Origin of the sequence: Paenibacillus sp. FSL P4-0184 (assembly GCF_038004625.1) — a bacterium.
Lineage (GTDB): Bacteria > Bacillota > Bacilli > Paenibacillales > Paenibacillaceae > Paenibacillus_AQ.
The window spans coordinates 1,094,676-1,115,054 of the sequence record NZ_JBBORN010000001.1 but is presented as its reverse complement, the minus strand read 5'-3'; the positions used below and the strand labels follow the sequence as shown (position 1 = coordinate 1,115,054).

General features: G+C 46.2%; 11 protein-coding genes. 9 read left to right on the top strand and 2 right to left on the bottom strand.

Annotation, left to right across the window (positions count from 1 at the left end; genetic code table 11):
- Positions 1-98: 98 nt before the first annotated feature.
- On the bottom strand, positions 99-1,025 hold the full coding sequence (locus MKY52_RS04735) for a hypothetical protein (protein ID WP_149646435.1): 927 nt from the start codon (positions 1,023-1,025) through the stop codon (positions 99-101).
- Complete coding sequence (locus MKY52_RS04730) at positions 1,018-1,188, bottom strand: hypothetical protein (RefSeq protein ID WP_341050134.1); 171 nt, start codon at positions 1,186-1,188, stop codon at positions 1,018-1,020. Before MKY52_RS04730 ends, MKY52_RS04735 begins: the two co-directional genes overlap by 8 nt.
- Before the next feature lie 187 nt (positions 1,189-1,375).
- On the opposite strand from MKY52_RS04730, the gene MKY52_RS04725 reads away from it, so the two are divergent.
- From MKY52_RS04725 to MKY52_RS04685, 9 genes are all read left to right on the top strand, one after another.
- Positions 1,376-3,193, top strand: coding sequence for a vWA domain-containing protein (locus MKY52_RS04725; protein WP_341050131.1), 1,818 nt, complete (start codon positions 1,376-1,378; stop codon positions 3,191-3,193).
- Positions 3,194-3,254: 61 nt separating this feature from the next.
- Positions 3,255-6,644, top strand: a complete 3,390-nt coding sequence (locus tag MKY52_RS04720; RefSeq protein ID WP_341050129.1) for a tubulin-like doman-containing protein — start codon at positions 3,255-3,257, stop codon at positions 6,642-6,644.
- 4 nt (positions 6,645-6,648) lie between these two features.
- Positions 6,649-9,051 (top strand): transcription initiation factor TFIID, encoded by a 2,403-nt coding sequence (locus MKY52_RS04715; protein WP_341050126.1) that lies wholly within the window; start codon positions 6,649-6,651, stop codon positions 9,049-9,051.
- A gap of 331 nt (positions 9,052-9,382) precedes the next feature.
- Positions 9,383-10,654: a vWA domain-containing protein gene (locus MKY52_RS04710; protein WP_042185102.1), complete on the top strand. Its 1,272-nt coding sequence runs from the start codon at positions 9,383-9,385 to the stop codon at positions 10,652-10,654.
- A 22-nt stretch (positions 10,655-10,676) separates the two neighbouring features.
- Positions 10,677-11,318, top strand: coding sequence for a beta-mannanase (locus MKY52_RS04705; RefSeq protein WP_341050124.1), 642 nt, complete (start codon positions 10,677-10,679; stop codon positions 11,316-11,318).
- Positions 11,319-11,402: 84 nt separating this feature from the next.
- A complete protein-coding gene (locus MKY52_RS04700; protein ID WP_042124368.1) occupies positions 11,403-12,665 on the top strand; it encodes a TRAFAC clade GTPase domain-containing protein in 1,263 nt (420 codons plus the stop codon).
- The gene (locus tag MKY52_RS04695; RefSeq protein ID WP_341050122.1) at positions 12,662-15,622 is read left to right on the top strand and encodes a GAP1-N2 domain-containing protein; all 2,961 of its coding nucleotides are present in this window, start codon (positions 12,662-12,664) and stop codon (positions 15,620-15,622) included. Before MKY52_RS04700 ends, MKY52_RS04695 begins: the two co-directional genes overlap by 4 nt.
- Before the next feature lie 207 nt (positions 15,623-15,829).
- Entirely contained in the window at positions 15,830-18,409 is a 2,580-nt protein-coding gene (locus MKY52_RS04690; RefSeq protein ID WP_341050121.1) for a DUF4430 domain-containing protein, read from the top strand.
- A 209-nt stretch (positions 18,410-18,618) separates the two neighbouring features.
- Positions 18,619-20,325: a methyl-accepting chemotaxis protein gene (locus tag MKY52_RS04685; protein ID WP_341050117.1), complete on the top strand. Its 1,707-nt coding sequence runs from the start codon at positions 18,619-18,621 to the stop codon at positions 20,323-20,325.
- Positions 20,326-20,379: the final 54 nt, after the last annotated feature.

Sequence of the window (20,379 nt, the reverse complement as noted above, 5' to 3'; positions counted from 1 at the left end):
AGCATAGTTTCACATCATTCTTTATCCTTATATTTCACCGAGAAACAATTGCCATCAATAAGATGCCAATCCCGTTTCTTCTTGAAATATAAGAATGTCTATTGAACTTCGGGGTCCCAGCGGTATTTGGCTTCGCGAATGTCCGCTACTCTTTGGTCCAAGCCATTCCACGGTTCATGGGGATTAGCAGCAATGAGTTTGGATAACCGCATAAAGCGGTCTTTAGGTAGATCTTGCACGTATCGGCCGATCATACTGGAGTAGAGCAGGGCATAACGCTTCATTCTTACTGCAGCTCCGGCAACTCCTGTAAGGATGGTCATACCATTATTCATATGACGAATTTCTACTTCATAGTTCTTTACGTATCGTAGTGTACGATCTTTGATCAGATCAGGACGGACCTTAGCGATCTCGCCGATATATTCGGCTAGTAGCGGCTCGAAATCCTTAAGAAGAAGCTGCTCCAGTTCTAAATCCATATCCTTGCGAAGCAAAAATCCATGCAGCAAGGCGATACGTTGACGTGCGATCCGGTCACCACGAAGCAGGATGGAGAGTTCGCGTAGCTTCTCGTAGGCAAGCACATCATCCTCACGGAGTACGGAGACAGCCTCCTGACGGTTGATCTCCAGTCCCTCTTTGATGATGCCAATCCCTCGTCCAAGCAGCTCGTTAAGAGAACGAAGATTCTCGTTCTGCCGTGCTTTTCGCTGCGTATAGTACAATAGTCCAGCGAGGAGAATCCCTCCGGCACCACATAACATCATCTGCTCTATGCTATTCCCAAAATAGACGGAGGCTAGTGTAAGCAGTAAGATGAATAGGAGGCGCGTATGCATTTTTCTTCCTGCAATAGATGCAGCTTGCTTTTCTACCGTAATAAGTGAGTCTTTACCGCATTTGGTGCATCGATCTTCACCGAGAGCGGTGTATTGTCCGCAGTGGCGACAAATACGAAGCTTGTCATAAGCGTAACGCGGGGCCTTGAAAGGCCGGAAGGTAACGGGTCTTTTCTTATTCACGGCCTTTATCGCCTCCGTTCAAAGCGGCTAGCAGTCGATCGTTAATATCATCTCGAGTTAGTGGTTTACGTTGGCGTGCAGCATAGATGGGAATCTGAATTACGACAATTAGGAACGTAATCCCAAGAATGACGTATGAAATCATGGAACAGTCCTTTCTCATAGACGCCTCGCAGTCTGGATGGCTCATAGAATGATCACTCTATGCATCATTGCTACTTTGGTCCGGCGGTCCTAAAGTTGAAGTTTACAAGGTTTAATTATATCATAATGGCATACTATTTACAGATTTTAGCGACAGTGCTGAACCTGTCATATGTGCCTAATATAACACAAGAGGAGCCCTATTTATGCTTCGTAAATATCAAAGTAACAGAACAACTAATACACTTTTTCAACGTATCTTCCCGGCATTACTGCTGGCGCTATGTCTTGCTGCCTCACCTTTTGCAGCGGTTCAGGCCTATGCGGCAACGTCGGCGCAATCTCACATTGATGCGGTGCTTCTTATCGATGTCAGCAACTCCATGAAGACTAGTGACAAGAACAAAGTCGCGAACGAAGCGATGAAAATGTTCATAGATATGCTATCCACCCAAGGTGATAAAGTAGGTATTGTTGCCTATACCGACAAGGTACAGCGGGAGAAGGCCCTGCTGGAAATTAACTCAGAGACAGATAAACAGGATTTGAAGGATTTTATTGATGGACTGGACCGTGGAGCTTATACCGACATTGCTGTCGGTGTGGAAGAAGCTGTGAAGGTGCTCCAGAATGGTAGCGATCCGAAACATGAGCCAATCATCGTAATGCTAGCTGACGGCAATAACGATTTCAACAAAACAACAGGCCGGACGCAAAGCGAATCGGATAAAGAACTGAACGCCGCTGTGGAGGTTGCCAAGAAGAATGGCTATCCCATTTATACGATTGGGCTTAATGCAGACGGCAAGCTGAATAAACAGAAACTCGCTGATCTGTCCACTGAGACAGGTGGTAAAGCATTTTCGACGGACTCCGCAGATGATCTTCCGCAAATACTTAGTGAAATTTTTGCTAGTCATCTGAAGCTAAAGGTAGTACCTGTGCAGTCGATCACTGCAAATGGGGATTATCAGGATGTGACCGTTAACGTGCCTAACGGCAGTGTTTTGGAAGCCAATATCTCAATTATGTCGTCACAGCCTGTGACCGCGAAGCTAACTGATCCTTCAGGAAATGCTGTCGCCATCCCGTCCAAGGATGTTGTGCTGTCGAAGTCTTCTACTTATAGCTTGATCAAGCTGTTGTCACCGCAAGAAGGAGATTGGAAGCTTCAGGTCAAAGGTGTGCCAAAGGATAAAATTGATATTAATCTAGTTTTTAACTATGATTTGGAGCTTAAGATCGATGCGTTGCCATCAGCAACCTATAAAAAAGGTGATAAAATTGATATTACCTCTCACCTGTTCAGCAATGGTACTCAGGTAACGCTCAGTAATTTGTATCAAGATATGAAGGCGGTACTGCTTGCTACAGATATCGATACAGGTGATGTACAGGAAATCGAACTGGATAACTCCGGGGATGTTTTTAAGGGCACCTTCGAGGTAAAAGAAAGCCATGACTATGAGCTGAAGGTTCGTGCAGAGGAAAGCAGTTTCTATCGTGAAAGTGCTCCTGTAAAAATCAGCGCGAAGGCAGGTGGCGCTGCAACTACCAGTCCTTCGACAGGAACGGGCAAAGAAGAACCTCTGAAAGAAGCTTCGTCCAATACCTTGTATTACATTATTGGTGGTATTCTTCTGGTGTTGGCAGCCGCTGCCGCATGGTATGTGCTGAATAAGAAATCGGCACGTGGTTTTGTTGGACAGCTGGTAATTGAGGTTAAAGACGGCAATACGGGTGAGAAGACCTACCCACAATATAAGAAACTTGCTGGATTCAGAGGCAAATTCACCCTTCATCAGCTGCTGCAATTAGCGCCTGAGCTGAAGGAAAGCGAGAGCATTATTTTCACACCAGCTAAGAATGACCGATTGCTGTTACGCAGTGGAGAAGGTATTACTGTAGAGAGATCCGGACGTGCTGCGGATGCCTCGCGTGGTCTTGAGCTGAAGAGTGGTGACCGCGTTTCAGTGTCCCTGCACACGGTAGATAAGACGATTTATCTCGAATATTTAGTATAGAAGTGGTTTTGCAAGAAATCTGAAGTACAGCTTCCGCAAAACTTTTAGGAGGATAAAGCATATGAAACCAGTAGTAAGAGAGCATATACAGCAATTGGATGTATCACTAGGCGGCGGGATTGTCAGCGATAAAATCAGGGTGGATACGATTGATAATCCGATCCTGATTATTGGACTAGGCGGCACGGGCATTGATGCCCTGCTGCGTCTTAAATATCAGATTAACCGCCGCTTTAAGCTGCCGGAAGATCCGATATCCAAGAAGAAGCGGGACAAGCCGGATAATGTAGAGTTTCTAGCTTTTGAAACGAATGAACAGGATCGCGGAAAAAAATACAAAGGGATCGGACTCGATCCACAGAATGAATTTGTATTGCTGGCGAATGCTGAAATCGGCGGATTGCTGCAGAACCGCAGTATCCTTGATTCGTACATCACGGATTGGCTGTCACCCGAGCTGAGTATCACAGATGGTATGAACGGTGCCGCTGGTGTACGGCAGGCTGGACGTCTGCTCTTGTTCACCAAGATTAATCAGGTTGTAGGAGCAATTGATAAGAAGATCAAGACCTTATCCGTAGGCACGAACAAAAAGCTGATGGTCTTCCTTTTGACAGGTCTGTCAGGGGGTACAGGTAGTGGAGCGTTCCTTGATATTGCCTATATCGTACGCGGTATTATTGAACGTGATTATGGATCAGCCGGTATTGACCGTGTGAACACTCTGGGTTATCTCTTTACACCGGACGTGAACCTGTCTAATAAAAGCCTAAGCGAGCACACGCGTGAATATATTCGCAAGAACGGTTATGCGGCGCTAAAAGAGCTGGATTACTGGATGAATGTGGACAGCCGTGGCGAGCGATTCCAACAGCAATACGGAAATATTTTGACGGTAAATTCACCGTTGGCTCCATTTAATCTATGCCATTTGATCTCTGCAACGAATACCGAAGGTAAACTGCTAGAGAATGCGTATGATTACTGTATGAATGTAACAGCTGAGAACATCACGAACTTTATGGCGAGTGAAGAAAAAGCGTCTGGCGAAGAATTCGCCATTCATGACTATATTAGTAATATCCGCACCAATATTGCGCAGATGAACAAGACTTATCCAGCTAACTATGAGTACAACATTATCGGTGCCTCGTCTGCCGTGCTTCCGATTGAGGAAATGACGACTTATCTGGCCTTCCGCTTGTTTGATAAAATGGAAAAAATGTTCCAGCAGGCGCCTGGTCAAGAGGATGTGGAGAAATTCGCACGTAAGCTTGGGATTGATCTCGACAGTATGATTAAAACCTTTGAATCCCGCGTGCCTGAGCCATTGCCAGGTTACGAGAACAGCGAACGTCTGAGTCATGCGAATGTAGTTAAGAATCAAGTGGTAAGTATGGATACAGAGCTGGAGCAGAACTTCCTGGCTCGTGCCCGTGAGGAATATATTAAATCGAAAAAGCAGCTGCCTGGCGAAATTGTTGGACGTTTCAGTGAAGAGCTGGAGCGCATCTTCCTGCACCCAGAGCAAGGGCCGTTCTACGTTTCCCGCCTGCTGTACACCGAGAAGGGCTTCTGTATTTTGAAGCTGATTCAGTCTTATATTGAGGCTTTACGTGAAAGCTTGCTGCGTCTGCCACGCGATATCGAGACGGCACAGGACAGTGCGGATGAGAAGCTGAGCGATGCACGCAGTGCTTTTGTATCCAAAGAGAAGAAGAAAAATGCCTATATTGACGCTAAAATCAATGAGTATTGGCTGCATGCCGATGTAGAACGTACTGAGCAAATGATTCAATTTTATGAGGACTTATACGAGCTCTTAAACGATGAAAACAGCCGGATTTATGGTGTGTTTACGGAGATTCTTAGTGCGCTTAGCTCGATTTTTGCCAAGAATGGGGACATCCTTATCAATGGTGAAGAGCAAGCGGATTATAAAGGAAACAAAACTTATTATTGGAACATTGTTAACGTGCCGGATATTTCGGCGACGATCTCCAGAATCATGGATCAGAAGGACGGCGACGACCTGATTCGCGACTTCACCCGTGAAATGCTGAAGCATTCCGGACGTTGGGTTAAGGAACAGGAGATTGATATCGTTCGCTCGATTTCAGAGTTCCTTAGTGATAAGTTCGGGGATCTGATCACCCGTTCGATGGAAGATTTCCTTGTGATGAAATTCGGCCATGAAGAGCCGCTGGATAAGTTCGTAGAGCGGATTATTGCCGGTAAATTGGACGAAGAGGCTGTGCCTACCTTCCACCTTAGCAACAGCTCGGGCAGCTTGCATTTCCCATCATGGGGCTTCGTTTCCGTACCTGTTAAAGCACCTGGCATCCTGAAAGGGATTCGTAATTATCAGAATAATGCGCTTGGAAAATCACAATTTACAATCAAAGAAAGCCAAGTGAAAAACCGTATTTTCTGGCTTAACACCCGCAACGGTGTGCCACTCTTCGTATACACGCCGCTGCGGGTGTTTGAAGAGAACTATGAGCGGACCATTCTCGATAAGGAAGGGATCGGCCGCCATCTGGTGATGACGGATAAGAATAACTGGACGTATCTGCCTTCTCCGATTCCGGAAAAATCATGGGGTGACACCTACGTCAATTCTCGTGTACGTGATTATAACGCACGTGTGCGTGCAGACTTTGCAAAGGCGTTGGCAAGCGGAGTGATCATCGAAAAAGGTGTAGACGAGAACACAAGCAACAGATACTCTGTTGTGTTCACGAAACCATTTGATATGGATGCTCTATTGAGTGGATTTGATATGCAGTTAAATTCTTCACGTCCGAATCTCGGAGAAGTGAAGAAGGCGGCTGATGAACTTAAGAATCTGCGCGAGAAGGGCTTGGAACGCGAAGGCATTAAAGATATTTTTGGCAGCATTAACAAAGAAATGGCACAGGAGAATTTAATTCGTTCACCGCAGCTGATTTCTCGTGTTCGTGTTGAGCTAGCTAAATATGCTGAGCTGACTGCAAAAGCAACGGAGCTTGAAGGGCTGCTCCATCAATATCTGGACGAAGACAAGTGGATGGACCAATTCATCGAGGCGTTGTATACGGACAGCATTATCAAGAAAGGCGCACTCTACGTTTATGATCGTGATGAAGAAGAGGACGCTTGGGAGCCGTTTGCCAACTTGATGAAAGAACGTAGCTACGTGGAATATGCCGTGTACCGTCATTTCCGGGAGCTGGATGAGAAGAGCCGCAGCGTTCTGCTGCGTAAGGCAGCTCGTCGTGCGAGTGAAATGACTGCTGCTGAAGACGTAACCCCATTGCTCTATAAGCTGGAAGGGCTGTATGTATCCTTCCTTGAAGCACGCGACAGCTTGGAGTATGAACGGGTAGAGTATGAGAGCGGCGATGAGATGTATAGTTTCTACAAGAGTATGACTAGCAAACTCGGCAGCATCCGCAGAAAGTTGAAATAGGCCTATGATCAAAACACTGGCATTATCTTATGGTGAACAATATGCGGTACAGGAAGAGGCACAGCGCAGTAAAGGGGATGGACGCAGCAGCATCCATTACCCTGCCCTGTTTCTGTTCGTAGGCGACAAGGTTGCTCCGGCCATCGGTCCGGTGCTGGATAGCTGCGAACGAAAATGGGATAACGCCGGCGGTGTTATGGCATTACATGCTGTGTCAGGCACGAAGAGTGAGGACACAGAGAGAAGTAAGAAGGGCTCTGATGCAGGAGGAAAAGAACGGGTGCTGGCCATGGCCTTGCCGGATATGGCAGGGTCAGATCCACGCACTGTGCGTCATGAACTTTACCGCAAGTTTCATGAGGATACACGTTATCTTGCTGAAATGAATAAAGTTATTCGGCGGCTGAGCAATAGTATAGCGGATTATGGACGGCTATATTCATCTTTTGACGTGATCCATCTCTCTATCATTACGCGGGTCGATGACCCGCTTAATGTATTGTTGCCAGAAATTACACTGCTGGCTCGAGCAATACTCAGCCAGTCCTTTAAGTCGGTACAGACGGATCTCTACGCTTTAATCAATGAGCGGGAGCAAGGGGATAATTTTGGATATTCCAGCTCAGTAGGGCTGGCTTTTCTGCGTGAATTGGACAGAATGCAAGCTACGGACTATACGTTTAATGCACCGCTGCTTGTAACCGAGGATGGTCTGTCGATTCCAGTGAGTCATGGTCCTTCCGCTTTATTTGACCTTGTGTATCTGCTCTCCGATAAGAATGAGCGCGGCATGATGTCGGCTCACGGCATGGATGATAACTATGAGATCATCTCCCATATTAGCCTACTTAAGAATCGTGTCCGCCCTACTTCTGATCAAGCTACAGGACACGGTGGTTATAACAATATGACCTTCAAAAGCGGTATTAGAGGTAGCACAGGAAGACAAGGCTACGCCTCCGCAGGCTTTTCTGGCGTGAGAAGACCTAATGTCCAAATTGCCTTGGCCGTGCTGTATCACGCCTTCCGGCGTCTTGTAGCGGATATGCGTGAGGGTAGTCCATGGACTATGCGCGAGCGTCAATCTCTATTAGGGCTGGATCCTGATAGTTTGCGGGAGCATGCGACGTTGCTAGTCCCGGAGAAAGACGGCCTCAGTGAAATGACGGGGCTAATGAGCCATGGACGTCCGTCCTACAATGAGCTGAAGCAGTTGTCACTTCGTGAAGCTGAACAGCAGCTGTTCGGTGATGGGGGCGAAGCTTATTTCCGTAATAATTTTGTCGCAGAGTCTAACCGGAGAGTAGAAGGTATTCATCCTCTTCGTGGATGGCGCACCCTATTGGCGGCACAGGAAACAGCTACGCCAGCAGTAACATTCTATCAGCTTGCGGACTGGACAGCTGATCGCGATGAGGGTGGCAGTGTGCTGCATGCTTTGCGTCAGCATATGACTGGATTGCGTTCAGCACTTGTCTCCGCGCAGGATGAGCTTGAGGATCTTTATGCGGAAAGTGTGGAGCGCCAACCGTTCCAGCGTGTGCCGCTTTTTGACAAACGAACGGTACGCAACTTCATTCATTACTTATTCTCTGCGGTATATGGCAAAAAATATGAGCTGTTATGTATGGAAAGTGAGCTTGCACTGTGCAGTCGTTTGGAATCTGCACTTGAGCAGCTTCACGTGGAATGTGTGGCCCGTGTGAAAGCTATGGAGACGCTCGAAGAAGAGTTACGTATTACTGTGATGGACAGCATTGGGCGAACGAATGAAACCACTGGCCAGAACGTGATGGAATACTATCGAGTTGTCACAGAAGAAGTAATGAAAGAGATTGAGACCCGGCGTGGGCCAGGAATATTCTTTAGTGACAAGTACATGGGGAGCATTTCTAAGCTTTTAGAGCAAGGCAAAGAAGCGGTAGCGGAGCGTTTGATTGGCATTTGTCAGCGGGAAATATTAACGGCTGATCCGTTTGCTCTATCTTTCGAAGAAGAATTGCTGCGGCGTGCAAATGTTGCGGCTGCTTATGAGAACCGTCAGGTTCTATCCAAGGAAGAATTGTTCAAGCGTCTGTACCATAATCTGGAGGATAGCGCGACGATCAATGTTCGACTGTTCGAATACACGCAAGAGCATCGTCATGAGGAAAAATATTTCTTCGGAGACAGCGCATCTGAATTCCTGCGCTATGCATTTGGTGTGGATGAGACGACCCGCATCTATCGCTTAGGCTTCGTGCATGAACAGCGTAGGAGCGGAGTGGAGAAGTTAAATCTGATGGGTGGTTTCCATTTAGAAGACCTGCTCTATTACCGTAATGGTAAGGTTTATTATGAAACCTACGCTCAGAATGGCTATCAGCTTCATGGGGTGAGTGAAGAGCAGCTTCCCGAGATGCGCTGATGGCGTAATAGATGGGTACCCTCACTTTGAGTCTCTTTATTGCACTTTGTGCAATAGATTCATCGGATATAACCTTTAATTAGAGTTCTGTTGTATTTGATACAATAGATTTAAGTGGATTTCTGGAATAGGGACATTTCTCCTTATTTCCAATGCACATTATGCAATAGAATAGAAATAGATGTTTCTTTTATTCCATTCTATTGCACAAAGTGCAATCTGGGGGATGATTACACATCCGGGCAGCCCGTTAATCGGGCTACATAACCCCCGAACAATGTTAAGGCCATAAGAGTACAATTCAGGTTTCTCCCGGAAAGGAAGTATAACGATGCAGAGAAAAATCAATCTGCTCCTGCTCTTCTTCAGTCTGATCGGCGGCGGGGTCGCCTTTCTTTTTGGCGAGTGGCTGCTAAGCTGGTACAACGATCTGCCTTCCATCTTGCTCGTAGGCATTTATTTTGCCATAGTAGCACTCGGTATCGGCATCGGTTGTCTGCTTGCAGAAATGATCTCGCCACGGCTGAACGGAGCCTCGTGGAAGCAGCGCTACCTAGGTTTATCCTGGAAGCTCCTGCCTCTGATGATTGTCCTTGCACTTGGAGTTGGAGCATTAACAGAATTCGTTTATGAGCTGAATTTTGGCGGTGCTAAACCGGTTAAAAATGTTGTAATGGCTATCGATGACTCTGGCAGTATGGCGCAGAGTGATCCTGATAACAGCCGTTATTCAGCCGCTAAGGCGTTAATTGCGAGAATGGACAATGACAATCAGGTAGCGGTGGTGACATTTAATCACGAAGCTGTAGTCGTCCAGCCGTTAACACCACTCTCTGATTCGCAGAATCGTGAGAAGGTGTTGACTGCCATTGATAATCTGAAACCAACTGAGGGTGGCACGAACATAAGTGGTGCGATCTCGGAAGCACTTAAGGAGATAGACAGTGACGGCAGAAAAAATCAAGGTGCTATGGTCATCTTGCTGTCGGACGGAGTGAGTAATTTCGACACCTCACGAGAATTACAGACCTATATAGATCGTGGCATTGCCGTAAATACCATTGGTCTGGGGATGCAGGATCCTGCCGGTACCCAGTTGCTGCAGGATATTGCGAAAATAACGGGCGGTCACTATTATGATGTGACAGATACGGCTCTTTTGGGTGATGTATTCCAGCAAATCTATGATCGTTTGGGAGATCGGACATTGCTTACGGTGCGTAGTGATGCTACGGCAGATAGTCCATACTATGCTGCAGTTCGTATTTTGTCGCTGATGCTAATCGGTGCTGCACTTGGACTCGGTCTTGGTATTATGTTTGATAACCGTCATTTAGCAAAAAGCTTCGGGATTGGCGGCGTAATCTCAGGGTTGTTCGCAGGGCTTATTCTGGAATTTGGACTTAGCGGGCACAATTTCACTGACGGCCTAATTCGCCTCCTTGCTGTTCTTATATTGGCTGCAATCATCTCATTATTTACAGGCGTCATTCCGGTAGGTGAAGGACGTATTTACCGTAATAGAAGAAATAATGCAGCTCCTAATCCACCGTCAGAAAGCTTTCCTGATCGACGGAGAAATCGGAATAGCAAAGGATTCTAGTAGTTGAAAGGGGTTTACAGTGATGAGGTACGCCGAGGATAATGCTTCCGCTCTGGTAATAACGGATGTGACATCTCAAGTGGATGAACGGTTCTGTACGTTGAGATGGCGCTGGCCGGACGGCGTGCAGGCGGTGTACATCCATAAGACCTCCGCAGAAGAGGCTTCTATTGGCACCGGGGATATTCCTCCGGTCGGAATGAAGCTCTACACTCGTGAGGAATACAAATCTAACAATGGATACCGTGATCGATTGGATGAGATCGGCCTAGTCTTCTATACCATATACGCTCGCCTTGCTGAGAACGGAGAGACACTGCTGGTGAGGCAAAATGACGGTGCGAACCGTGTGGTGGTCAGTGCAGGCAAAGCCAGAATCTATTATTCCGTTCAACAAAAAAGAGGATTATTCGGAAAACAAAAGACCGTACATATGGCGATTACGGCAGAAGTTCCAGTGGCTCGAGATGTCCTCTGTTATGTTAAGAAACGGGGAGGACATCCGGCAGGGAAAGAGGATGGTATTCTCTTTCCCTTTGTACAGGATTTCGCTCCTGGATGCAATGTACTCCCGCCGATTGAGATCGGTAAGGATGATTTTGTACGCATCTTTTTCACCGACGGTCCTAGGTATGGGCTTTATTACGAGCTGGTGCCGGAGTAAGATCAGTCTATGCGTACAAGCGAGTGTTGGACAATGCCTGTCCATAGCAAGATACGCAGATACAACTTTTGGGAGGATGAGTAGATGTCTTTTTTTAGCCGTTTTATGAAAAAGAATCAGCCGGAGCCAAGGCCGCTTTTTTATGATATTGTGTGTCCGTATTGCTTCACTAAGTTCTCTCCGGAGGATGTAGTCTTTCGGGCTATGCATAGCCGAGAGGACGATGAGAATTACGCGCTGGGCGAGGATGATGCCTTGAATAAATACCGTGAGCGCTTTGGGCTCGATACGGTGGATGACATAGAAGCAATCATTAATCCGGCGGATATTCCGGAAGAATACCATCATTATACCGATCATGTGTTAACAGGGCTTACGGATCGTTATGGAGTGCTTACACGCAGACGGCTATGTCCATCCTGCCATAACGAGCTGCCTGTGACTGCAGGTAAGGTTCCAAGTAACATTATCTCGATTATCGGAGCCTCCCAAGTCGGGAAGTCGGTATACATGACCGCGCTGATTCATACCTTGCAGCATACGACAGCAGGTCATTTTGATGCCGCTTGTATGCCGCTCAACGCGGAGATTAGCCGTAAGTTTCGTACGCTCTATGAAGAACCGCTGTTTGAACGCGGGGATCTGCTAGCTTCCACACAGAAGGAGAAAATGCAGGAGCCGTTTATCTTTCAATTTGTTTTTAAGGATGAAGAAAAGCCGCCGCTGACACTTGTGTTCTTTGATGTAGCGGGTGAGGGCATGGTGGATCAGGATTATCTCGGACTACACGGTCAACATATTAAGAACTCTGCCGGTATTCTGTTTATGGTCGATCCGCTGCAAATCCGTTCGATCCGTGAGAAGATTCATATTAACATCGGTGACCGCCCGGGCGAATGGGTCTCGCAATATGACGAGCCGCGTGATGTTGTGCTGACGATGTTCGGTGATTTTATCGCCTATCAGGAAAAGAGCAAAACTGACATTCCAACAGCAGTCGTTCTTGCGAAAAGTGATATGCTGCATTCACTGAAGGATGAGGATGGCGATTACATCAAGTCCAACAGTAATGTGTTCAATAACTATGTCCATCGCAAAACATTGAATATGGATGAATTCCATAACATCGACGGAGAAATCCGCAGATTTATTGGTAAGGTGGACAGACCTTTTAAAGATACGATGGATGTGTACTTCTCGAATACGGGCTATTTTGCGGTATCTGCGTTGGGCAGTAATCCTGTGAATCAGAAGATTGAGGGTGTTGTAAGCCCGATTCGTGTAGACGAGCCGTTTATTTGGCTGCTGCATAAGCTGAAGTATATTGAGGGGAGCGACGGCCCGTGAATGTTTTCTCAGGGTCTAAGATCGCCCAACAAATGTATACCCGCGAACGCCGCGGATTATTTCGTTCCACTGAAGGTTTTGATACAGTAGCGAAATCGGACAGTCTGGACAATAATTTTATCAAAAAAACACTGCATCCCTTCTGTCTTTACGATGCTCCAGCAGAGCTGGCCGCGCGTGGGGAGAAGGATGAGACTCTATATCCTAGTGCGCTACACCTGTTCCATGCAGAGAATGGTGACACGGTTCTTGGGACGAGTCGTTATCAAGCGACGGATTTTACGGGCCAGCGGAGCGCCTTTTTTGCACATAACTTTGTAGTTCCGTCCTCACGTTCAGAGGAGATTATTCAGAGCTACGGGGACTTTCTGCATGCTGATTTCGCAAAAAGTTATGAAGGAGAGCTGGGCGGAACCTTGCCGGAGCTGTCTGCTATTCCAGTTATACGTACGGATCGCCGACCTGATCCTATAGCGGGATTACGCTTGCTAGGGATTGATGAAGGGATATTTAAGGCATTGCTGCAAGCGGTGATGCTCTCTGTGGCAGGTAAGAAAAAAATCTATATCGCTCTAAATGTACCTATCACGGAGCTGTCCGCACGTGCGGTGGAGCTTACAGAGATTTTATATAGCGTGCTGCCGTATGAATTCCGCCGCAGATTAGGTGTGATTACGTATGCGAATGAACCGCAAAGCCGTAAATATATTCATCTTAGCTTTGTGGAAAAAGGCTCGCTCCGTCCCGGTGATCGCAGCATCGAGAAGGACTTTACATTCGATTTGGTTTCAGGTCGGATGGGGAATGTAGATTTTGGCGAGTCCCGTCAGCCGTATGCTGATCTGGTTTGGAAGCTTTTACTTTTGAATCCAGGAAATCTCGATGATTTCGTAAGTTTTGCCGATCAGATCCTGCGTGGAGAAAGCTCTGAGCATAAACTATCGCTCGCTCTCTATAATGAGTTAGCCGTATTTTATGAGATTGAGCAGGGGAATGAGCACTTATATACAGAGAACAAGAGCGCGGTGCTGAGTGGATTGCTCTCTTATCTTAAAGCGGAGGGGGCTATTCATTCCAGAATCCGACTGAATGATATTTTCTTGGAGCGATTCGACCGAGAATTTGATTTAGTCCGGCAAAGGAATGTCCCGGATCCTGAGATTATGGAGTGCTTTAAGGATTATTTTCTGCTCAAGGATCATAATTACAAAGTTAGAATCGTTGATTATTTCATTAATGGAATGCTTCACAGCGTGGAAGCAGGACGCAAAGATGTTCTCAATGCAGCTTACGGCATCATTGAGGGTACTGATGAGCTAAGTGCTGCTTTTTTTCAACGGGTAATGTCTGAAACGTATTTCCGCAAGCAGCTATTAGAGCCTTATATGGAATCAAGACTAGTTGCTGCATCTAAATCTGTGGATATTCTGAATTTTGTACTCCACTGGGGCCGTTTTCTGCCAGCTGCGTTAGAGCAGCCTTTTGCTCAGGATGCAGTAAGGGATTATTTGCTAGAAAAGCTACAACTGGAGACTGATCCGGTTGCTGCGGTGGCGGAAATTCATGGCACTGTAGATAAAGCGGAGAAAGATCGACGTAGAGGGACAGGCGTATCTCCTAAAGTACTCTCGCTCATGCAGGATCTGGCAGCATCTGCAGACAGATTCTTGCTGAACCGGCTATCCCTTACTGAAATGACGCAGGAGGACTTACTGGAGGTTGTTTTCTTACGTTATGGCAATGTCGTGGATTGGCAGCCGCCACTAGATAGAATTAGCAAGCAGAAAGAAAATGCACTCCGCGCTGCTTATCGCTGGTTTGGTGAAGAGAAGCCGAATGAAGAGATTTTTGCAGGCTTATCTCCAAAGGAGCTGGACGATGTACAACTGCTCGGTCGCCGTTTACTGAAGGAAGCCCGAGTGCTAGAGCCTTTTGAACGTCTGCCTCTAGCTTTCTACTACACCAGTCAGCGCGAGGGTGGTCCACTGGATTATGACGCACTCTTGGAATTAGTAAAGCATAAAGCCGGTACCGATAAGGATGTTATCTATCGATTCTTTGCATGGTCTCAAGGAAATTCTTTATTTACGATATCGAATAAAAAGCTTTATCCGGGTTACCGCCGGGCGATTCTGAAGTATTTCCAGAGCAGTGACCGCGAAGCCTTCAAGAATCGTGAGTTCCGTAAAAGCTATGTTGCTACAGCACGGCCTGCTCTTCAAAATGTGTACAATGAAGCTCGCTCCCAGCTCGCTTCCCCGCTGGCGCGCTGGATCAGCCGCAGTCGATTTCGACTCCTGATCTCCGGTTCCATCACGGGCATTCTGGTGATTATCGCAATTATTGTATTCAGTATGCTCCGTCCGGATGATCCAAAGACGGCTCTGCCGGGGACAAGCCCTGAGCCGACACCCGTTCAGAGTGCAGGCAATGAGCTGCCTCCGGCTTCAGTATACTTGAAGGATCAGAGCGTCGAAGGAGATAAGGGGAGCAGCATATTGGTGTTCACGTTTGCCAAAGCTGATGATTGTGTGCAATTTAATCCGACGGAGATTAGTCTGATGACTTCATCCAATGTGGTGGATAAGAGCTATAAAGTCGCTGCTAGCCATGGAACTTGTCCAGTTCCGTCAGCGGATGCCACAGGCGCTAATTCTGAAACGGCTGAAGGTGCGGACGCTACTAACTCAGGAGCCGATGCCACACCGTCTCCAACGCCTTCATCTGATGCGGAGAATAACACAGATGATCCATCCGCGACAGCTGTCACAGAAGGGGTACAGCCATCCTATCAGGTGGAGGTTACCTTAGAACCGGGAGCGACCATCGTAGAGAAAAGTATGATCAAGGCGGGAAGATTTACATTGATTGTAGATCCCGCTCCAAAGGATACACTGGGTGTTAACTCAAGTGCTGAACCTTCTCCAACTGCAAGTCCGGAAGGAACGGCTGAATAAAGGAATTTCTGAACAGCAGAACAATACCGAAAGGTTGGTTCTGCTGTTCTTTTTTTGTTACTCATACAAAGCTTTTCTATAGACATGCTATGTATTAATAGATATGATTATGAAAATAAGGTTATACCGCCCTTTATAGGGGCGGTCTTTATGTTGTGCGCTCTTATTTTATGTAGTATCCATTCCTTTATAGAAAGAGGTTGAACAATGAAGAAAATAGTCACCTCCAAGTTTTTTGTACTTGGACTGGCCATATTCATGGTCATTTCAATTTTAGGAACATCCCTTGCTCCGGCAGGAACCATCTTTGCAGAGGCAGGTGTTAGCACCGGACTAGATGAATCTAGCGATGCAGCTGCTCAGGCGGAGCGGATTAATGTTGCGGATGCGACCTATACAGCTGCAGAATTTATTCTAAAGGGTGGCGTGCAGTCGGATTGGCAAGCGATTGGGCTGGCTCAAGCGGGATACAAACTGCCAGCAGGTTACCTTCTAGCTCTTGAGAAAAAGGTGAAAGATGCAGAGGGGAATTTCGCGAACGTAACGGATTATGCGAGAATTGTACTCGCAGTAAGAGCGGTAGGTGCTGATCCTACCAACTTTGCTGGAAGCGGAACAACACCTGGCTATAACTTAATAGAGAAGATCTATAATCATGACAAAATCAGTGGACAGACACTTAATAATCCAGTATATGCTTTGCTCGCACTGGACTCTGGTAAATATAACATTCCATATAACGCGAAATGGACAGCGGATAAGCTCATTGCTGAGATTCTCTCCAAGCAAAATCAAGATGGCGGCTTTGCCTTAACGACAGGCGCTAGTGAGCCAGATATGACAGCGATAGCTTTGACCGCTCTAGCGGCACATAAGCGTAATCCAGAAGCTTACACAGCAGGGCTACAAGCCGTATCTTGGCTCTCTAATGCTCAGGATAGTCATGGAGGTTACGGAGATAGTGCTGAGAGTGCTGCACAAGCTATTCTAGGTCTCACATCCTTCGGTATAGATCCAAGTGGATTAGAATATACCAAGAATAAAGTGAATCTGATCGGTAACCTGCTGAGCTACCGTCTAGCTGACGGAAGCTTCGCTCATAGCCGTGGCGGAAGCAGTAATATTCTAGCTACTGAGCAGGGCCTTCAGGCGCTTGTAGCCTACAATCTACTCTATAAAGGCAGTAACAGTAAGTTATACGATTTTTCTAAGTCATCCGTTCAGAATGCCTTAATCTATGCACCTGTTACTGTAGAGGGTCCTAAGAATACTTTAGCACAAGGATATGGATATGCTAGCAACGTGCTTGGTGCATTAGAGAAATTGGCTCTTCAGACGAATTTGCCGATCACGAATCCTTCCGGTGCATATGTCACAGGAATTGGAAACATTCCCGCCGGAAGCTATGGCGGCTATGACGGATGGATGTATGCCGTATCCCGTAACTCTCAATGGATCAACCCTGATGTTGGAATGAGTGATTTTGCGCTTAAAGATTCAGATCAGGTCTTGGTTTATTATGCTGGAGATGATACTAAACTTGTAGATTCGGTAACGGTGTCCAAAGCAAGCCTTAAAGAGAGCGATTCTTTTACTGTAGTAGTGACTAGTAAGACATGGAAATGGGACGCTGTAACGAATACATCCTCCCCGGTAACTGCCAAAGCATCTGGCGTTCAGGTCCAAATTGGAAATCGCATCGTAACAACAAATGCTAAAGGCGAGGCGCTATTCTCAGGGAATGTTCCAGCAGGTGATTACAAGCTGACTGTAACAGGCTATCGTGAAGGAAAAGCGCCATCGATAGCTAAATATACTCAAGATCTAAAGGTAATTCCTAAGAATGTAACGGCTTCACTTACCGTTGAGGGTCCGCAAGGACTGATCGGTGAGGGGACTTTAAAGGCTTCCAATGCGCTTGAAGCTTTGCAGCAATTGGGGTTATCCAATGATTTTAAAGTAGATATCACGAAATCGTCGTATGGTAATTTTGTATCGGGTATTCATGGAGTTACTCAAGGCCTTTATGATGGCTGGTGGAGCTTCGTAGTATGGCGTAGCGGTGAATGGATCTATCCAAGTGTGGGTATGGACGCTTTTGAATTACAGGAATCCGACCGTGTTCTTGTATATTATGCCGGAGAAACCACACAGGTTGTTGATACTGCGGTTGTATCCTCTGGACAGCCGAAGCCGGGTGAAGCTTTCACTGTAACGGTTTCTCAGAAAAAATGGGTGTGGAATAAGGATACCTTTACTTCCGATCCAGTGACTTCTCCAGCCGCTGGCGTGCAGGTCTTGATCGGTGATCAGAAGGCGATCACAAATGCTAAGGGTGTAGCTGCATTTGACCAAGGTCTACCAGCGAATACCTATACGATCATTGTTACCGGATATGCTAAAGATAGTGTGCCTAGTGTGGCGCGTTATACTCAGTCACTAAACATTGCTTCAGATGTTATTGCTCCTGTTAAAGCTACGGCTACCATTTCAGTCGTTGGGGATAACAAGAAGGGTACGCTTCTGAACAGTACAAGAGTATCGCTAAAAGAAGGTGAAACGGCTTATAGCTTATTGATTAGTCAATTGGGCGATAAGGTAGTATCATCCGGAAACGCTGGAAGTAAATACGTGAAATCTATAGATGGTTTGTCCGAATTTGATGGCGGACCTAGCAGTGGATGGAAGTATAAGACGAATAGAGATGCTGATCCAAGTATCAGCGCGGACAGCTACATTTTAGAGAATGGTGATATATTATATTGGTACTATTCATCGGGTGAATAAGTAGGGTTGATTATTCGTTAGGCGGACACTACGATTCGGAGTATTAGCGGATCGAGTGTCCGTTTTTGTTTTCGTTCGTTGCATTATTTGACAATAGAAACTTTTTTTCGACATTTTATTCATGATTTTATTTAAAAATCATCACACTATTCGCCTTTCTTACCGATAAAAATAGATAGTTAGTAAGATCATGTGAAGGCGGAGTGCAGATGAAGAATATGAAAGTGAAATTCAAAATTGGGATTCTATTGGTATTTTCTGTAGTCATGTTGAACATTGTGGGGGTAACTGGCTTTATCACCATGGACAAAATGGCTCAAAAAACAACAGAGACGTATAATGAAAACTTGTTGCCTGTTTCTTACGTGGGACAAATGCGTACAAACAATCGGGCCATTGAAGCTTTTCTCTTGGAGCGCTTGATGAGCGTTGATGTAAACAAGAACAAACAACTGAAAGAGAGCATTGCGGTGAAAGTTCAGGAAAATAGTAATCTTTTGAACAAGTTGAAGACCGTCCAGTACAATGATAGTGCGGTAGTGAGTAAAATAAAGGAATATGAGTCCTCCTTAACAGACTATCGTGCACAAAGAGATAATATTATTCAGGTAGCAGATAGCAAAGGTAGCAAAGAGGCCTTTCAAGTATTCACAGGTGAGTTTAGTAATTCTCGTGAGAAAATGATCAATATGCTTAAAGGAATAAGCGATTCGCTGCTAAAGGGAGCTGAAGATCATAATTCAGAGTCTACGGCTACCGCTAAGAGCATGAAGACTAAAAGTATAGTGTTGATATCGTTCTCTTGGATCATTTGTATCGTACTTAGTGTTGCAATCATTCGACTGATTACGAAACCTCTTAAGGAACTGCAAGGTTTAATGAAGCGGGCGGAAAATGGAGATTTAACCGTCACAGCAACGTATACCGCAAAGGATGAAATCGGCCAAATTAATAGCTCATTTAACAATATGCTGGAGAGCTTACGTAAGATGATGCAAGGCATTGCGGAGAGTGCAGAATTGTTATCAGCCTCATCGCAAGAGATGAGCGCTAGTGCTGAGCAGACCTCGTTGGCTTCGCAAATGATCGCCGAAGCTTCTGGAGAGATTGCAGCAGGGTTTGATGAACAGACGGAAAGCATTAATCGTACATCTCAGTCTATACAAGCTATGACCAATAATATTTCGGCCGTAGAAAGTAGCAGTTTTGAAATGTCCGACCTTATGGGAGTCGCTTCTGGTTCAACAGATCAAGGGGTAATCGCCGTAGATAACATCATTGAACAGATGAAGGAAATCGACTCCGGCGTAACTCAGAGCCAAGAGATTATTAGTAACCTTGGGCAGCTGTCTCAGGATATAAATACAATTATTACTACGATTAACGGAATTGCAACACAGACGAACCTGCTGGCGCTTAATGCTTCTATCGAAGCAGCGAGAGCTGGAGAACATGGACGTGGCTTTGCTGTAGTTGCTGGAGAAATTCGGGGTCTTGCAGAAGCGACGCGAAACAGTTCACTGAAAGTAACGGATATTATTACGCATATTCAAAAGCAAACTGAAAGAGCAGTAGAATCAATGGCTTTCGGCTCCGAGCTAGTCTCTCACGGCGTAGCTCAAAGTCAGCTCGTATCTCAAGCGTTTCATGAGATTCAAAGTTCTATTAAAGAAGCTACGCTGCAGACGGAAGAGATTAGAGAGGCGGTTGCGCATGTCTCCTTAGAGTCACAAGGTGTAGCGGCAGCAATGGAACAGGTCAATGCAATATCCAATAAAGGGGCAGTGGGTGTTCAGGACACCAGCGCAGCTAGTCAGCAGCAACTGTCTGCTATGGAGGAAATGTCCGCATCAGCTCAGTATTTAGCGGTGCTGGCGGAAGATCTGCAGAAGACTTTAGCGCGATTTAAATTATAACGCGAAATGAAAAAAAGGACGTCCCAGAGCCATTTAGGCTTTGGAGACGTCCTT

What these genes read in the sequence shown, in the direction of transcription:
- MKY52_RS04705 (WP_341050124.1), top strand. Translation starts at nt 10,677, where the DNA reads ATGAGGTACGCCGAGGATAATGCTTCCGCTCTGGTAATAACGGATGTG.
- MKY52_RS04720 (WP_341050129.1), top strand. Translation starts at nt 3,255, where the DNA reads ATGAAACCAGTAGTAAGAGAGCATATACAGCAATTGGATGTATCACTA.
- MKY52_RS04690 (WP_341050121.1), top strand. Translation starts at nt 15,830, where the DNA reads ATGAAGAAAATAGTCACCTCCAAGTTTTTTGTACTTGGACTGGCCATA.
- MKY52_RS04700 (WP_042124368.1), top strand. Translation starts at nt 11,403, where the DNA reads ATGTCTTTTTTTAGCCGTTTTATGAAAAAGAATCAGCCGGAGCCAAGG.
- MKY52_RS04730 (WP_341050134.1), bottom strand. Translation starts at nt 1,188, where the DNA reads ATGAGAAAGGACTGTTCCATGATTTCATACGTCATTCTTGGGATTACG.
- MKY52_RS04685 (WP_341050117.1), top strand. Translation starts at nt 18,619, where the DNA reads ATGAAGAATATGAAAGTGAAATTCAAAATTGGGATTCTATTGGTATTT.
- MKY52_RS04715 (WP_341050126.1), top strand. Translation starts at nt 6,649, where the DNA reads ATGATCAAAACACTGGCATTATCTTATGGTGAACAATATGCGGTACAG.
- MKY52_RS04725 (WP_341050131.1), top strand. Translation starts at nt 1,376, where the DNA reads ATGCTTCGTAAATATCAAAGTAACAGAACAACTAATACACTTTTTCAA.
- MKY52_RS04710 (WP_042185102.1), top strand. Translation starts at nt 9,383, where the DNA reads ATGCAGAGAAAAATCAATCTGCTCCTGCTCTTCTTCAGTCTGATCGGC.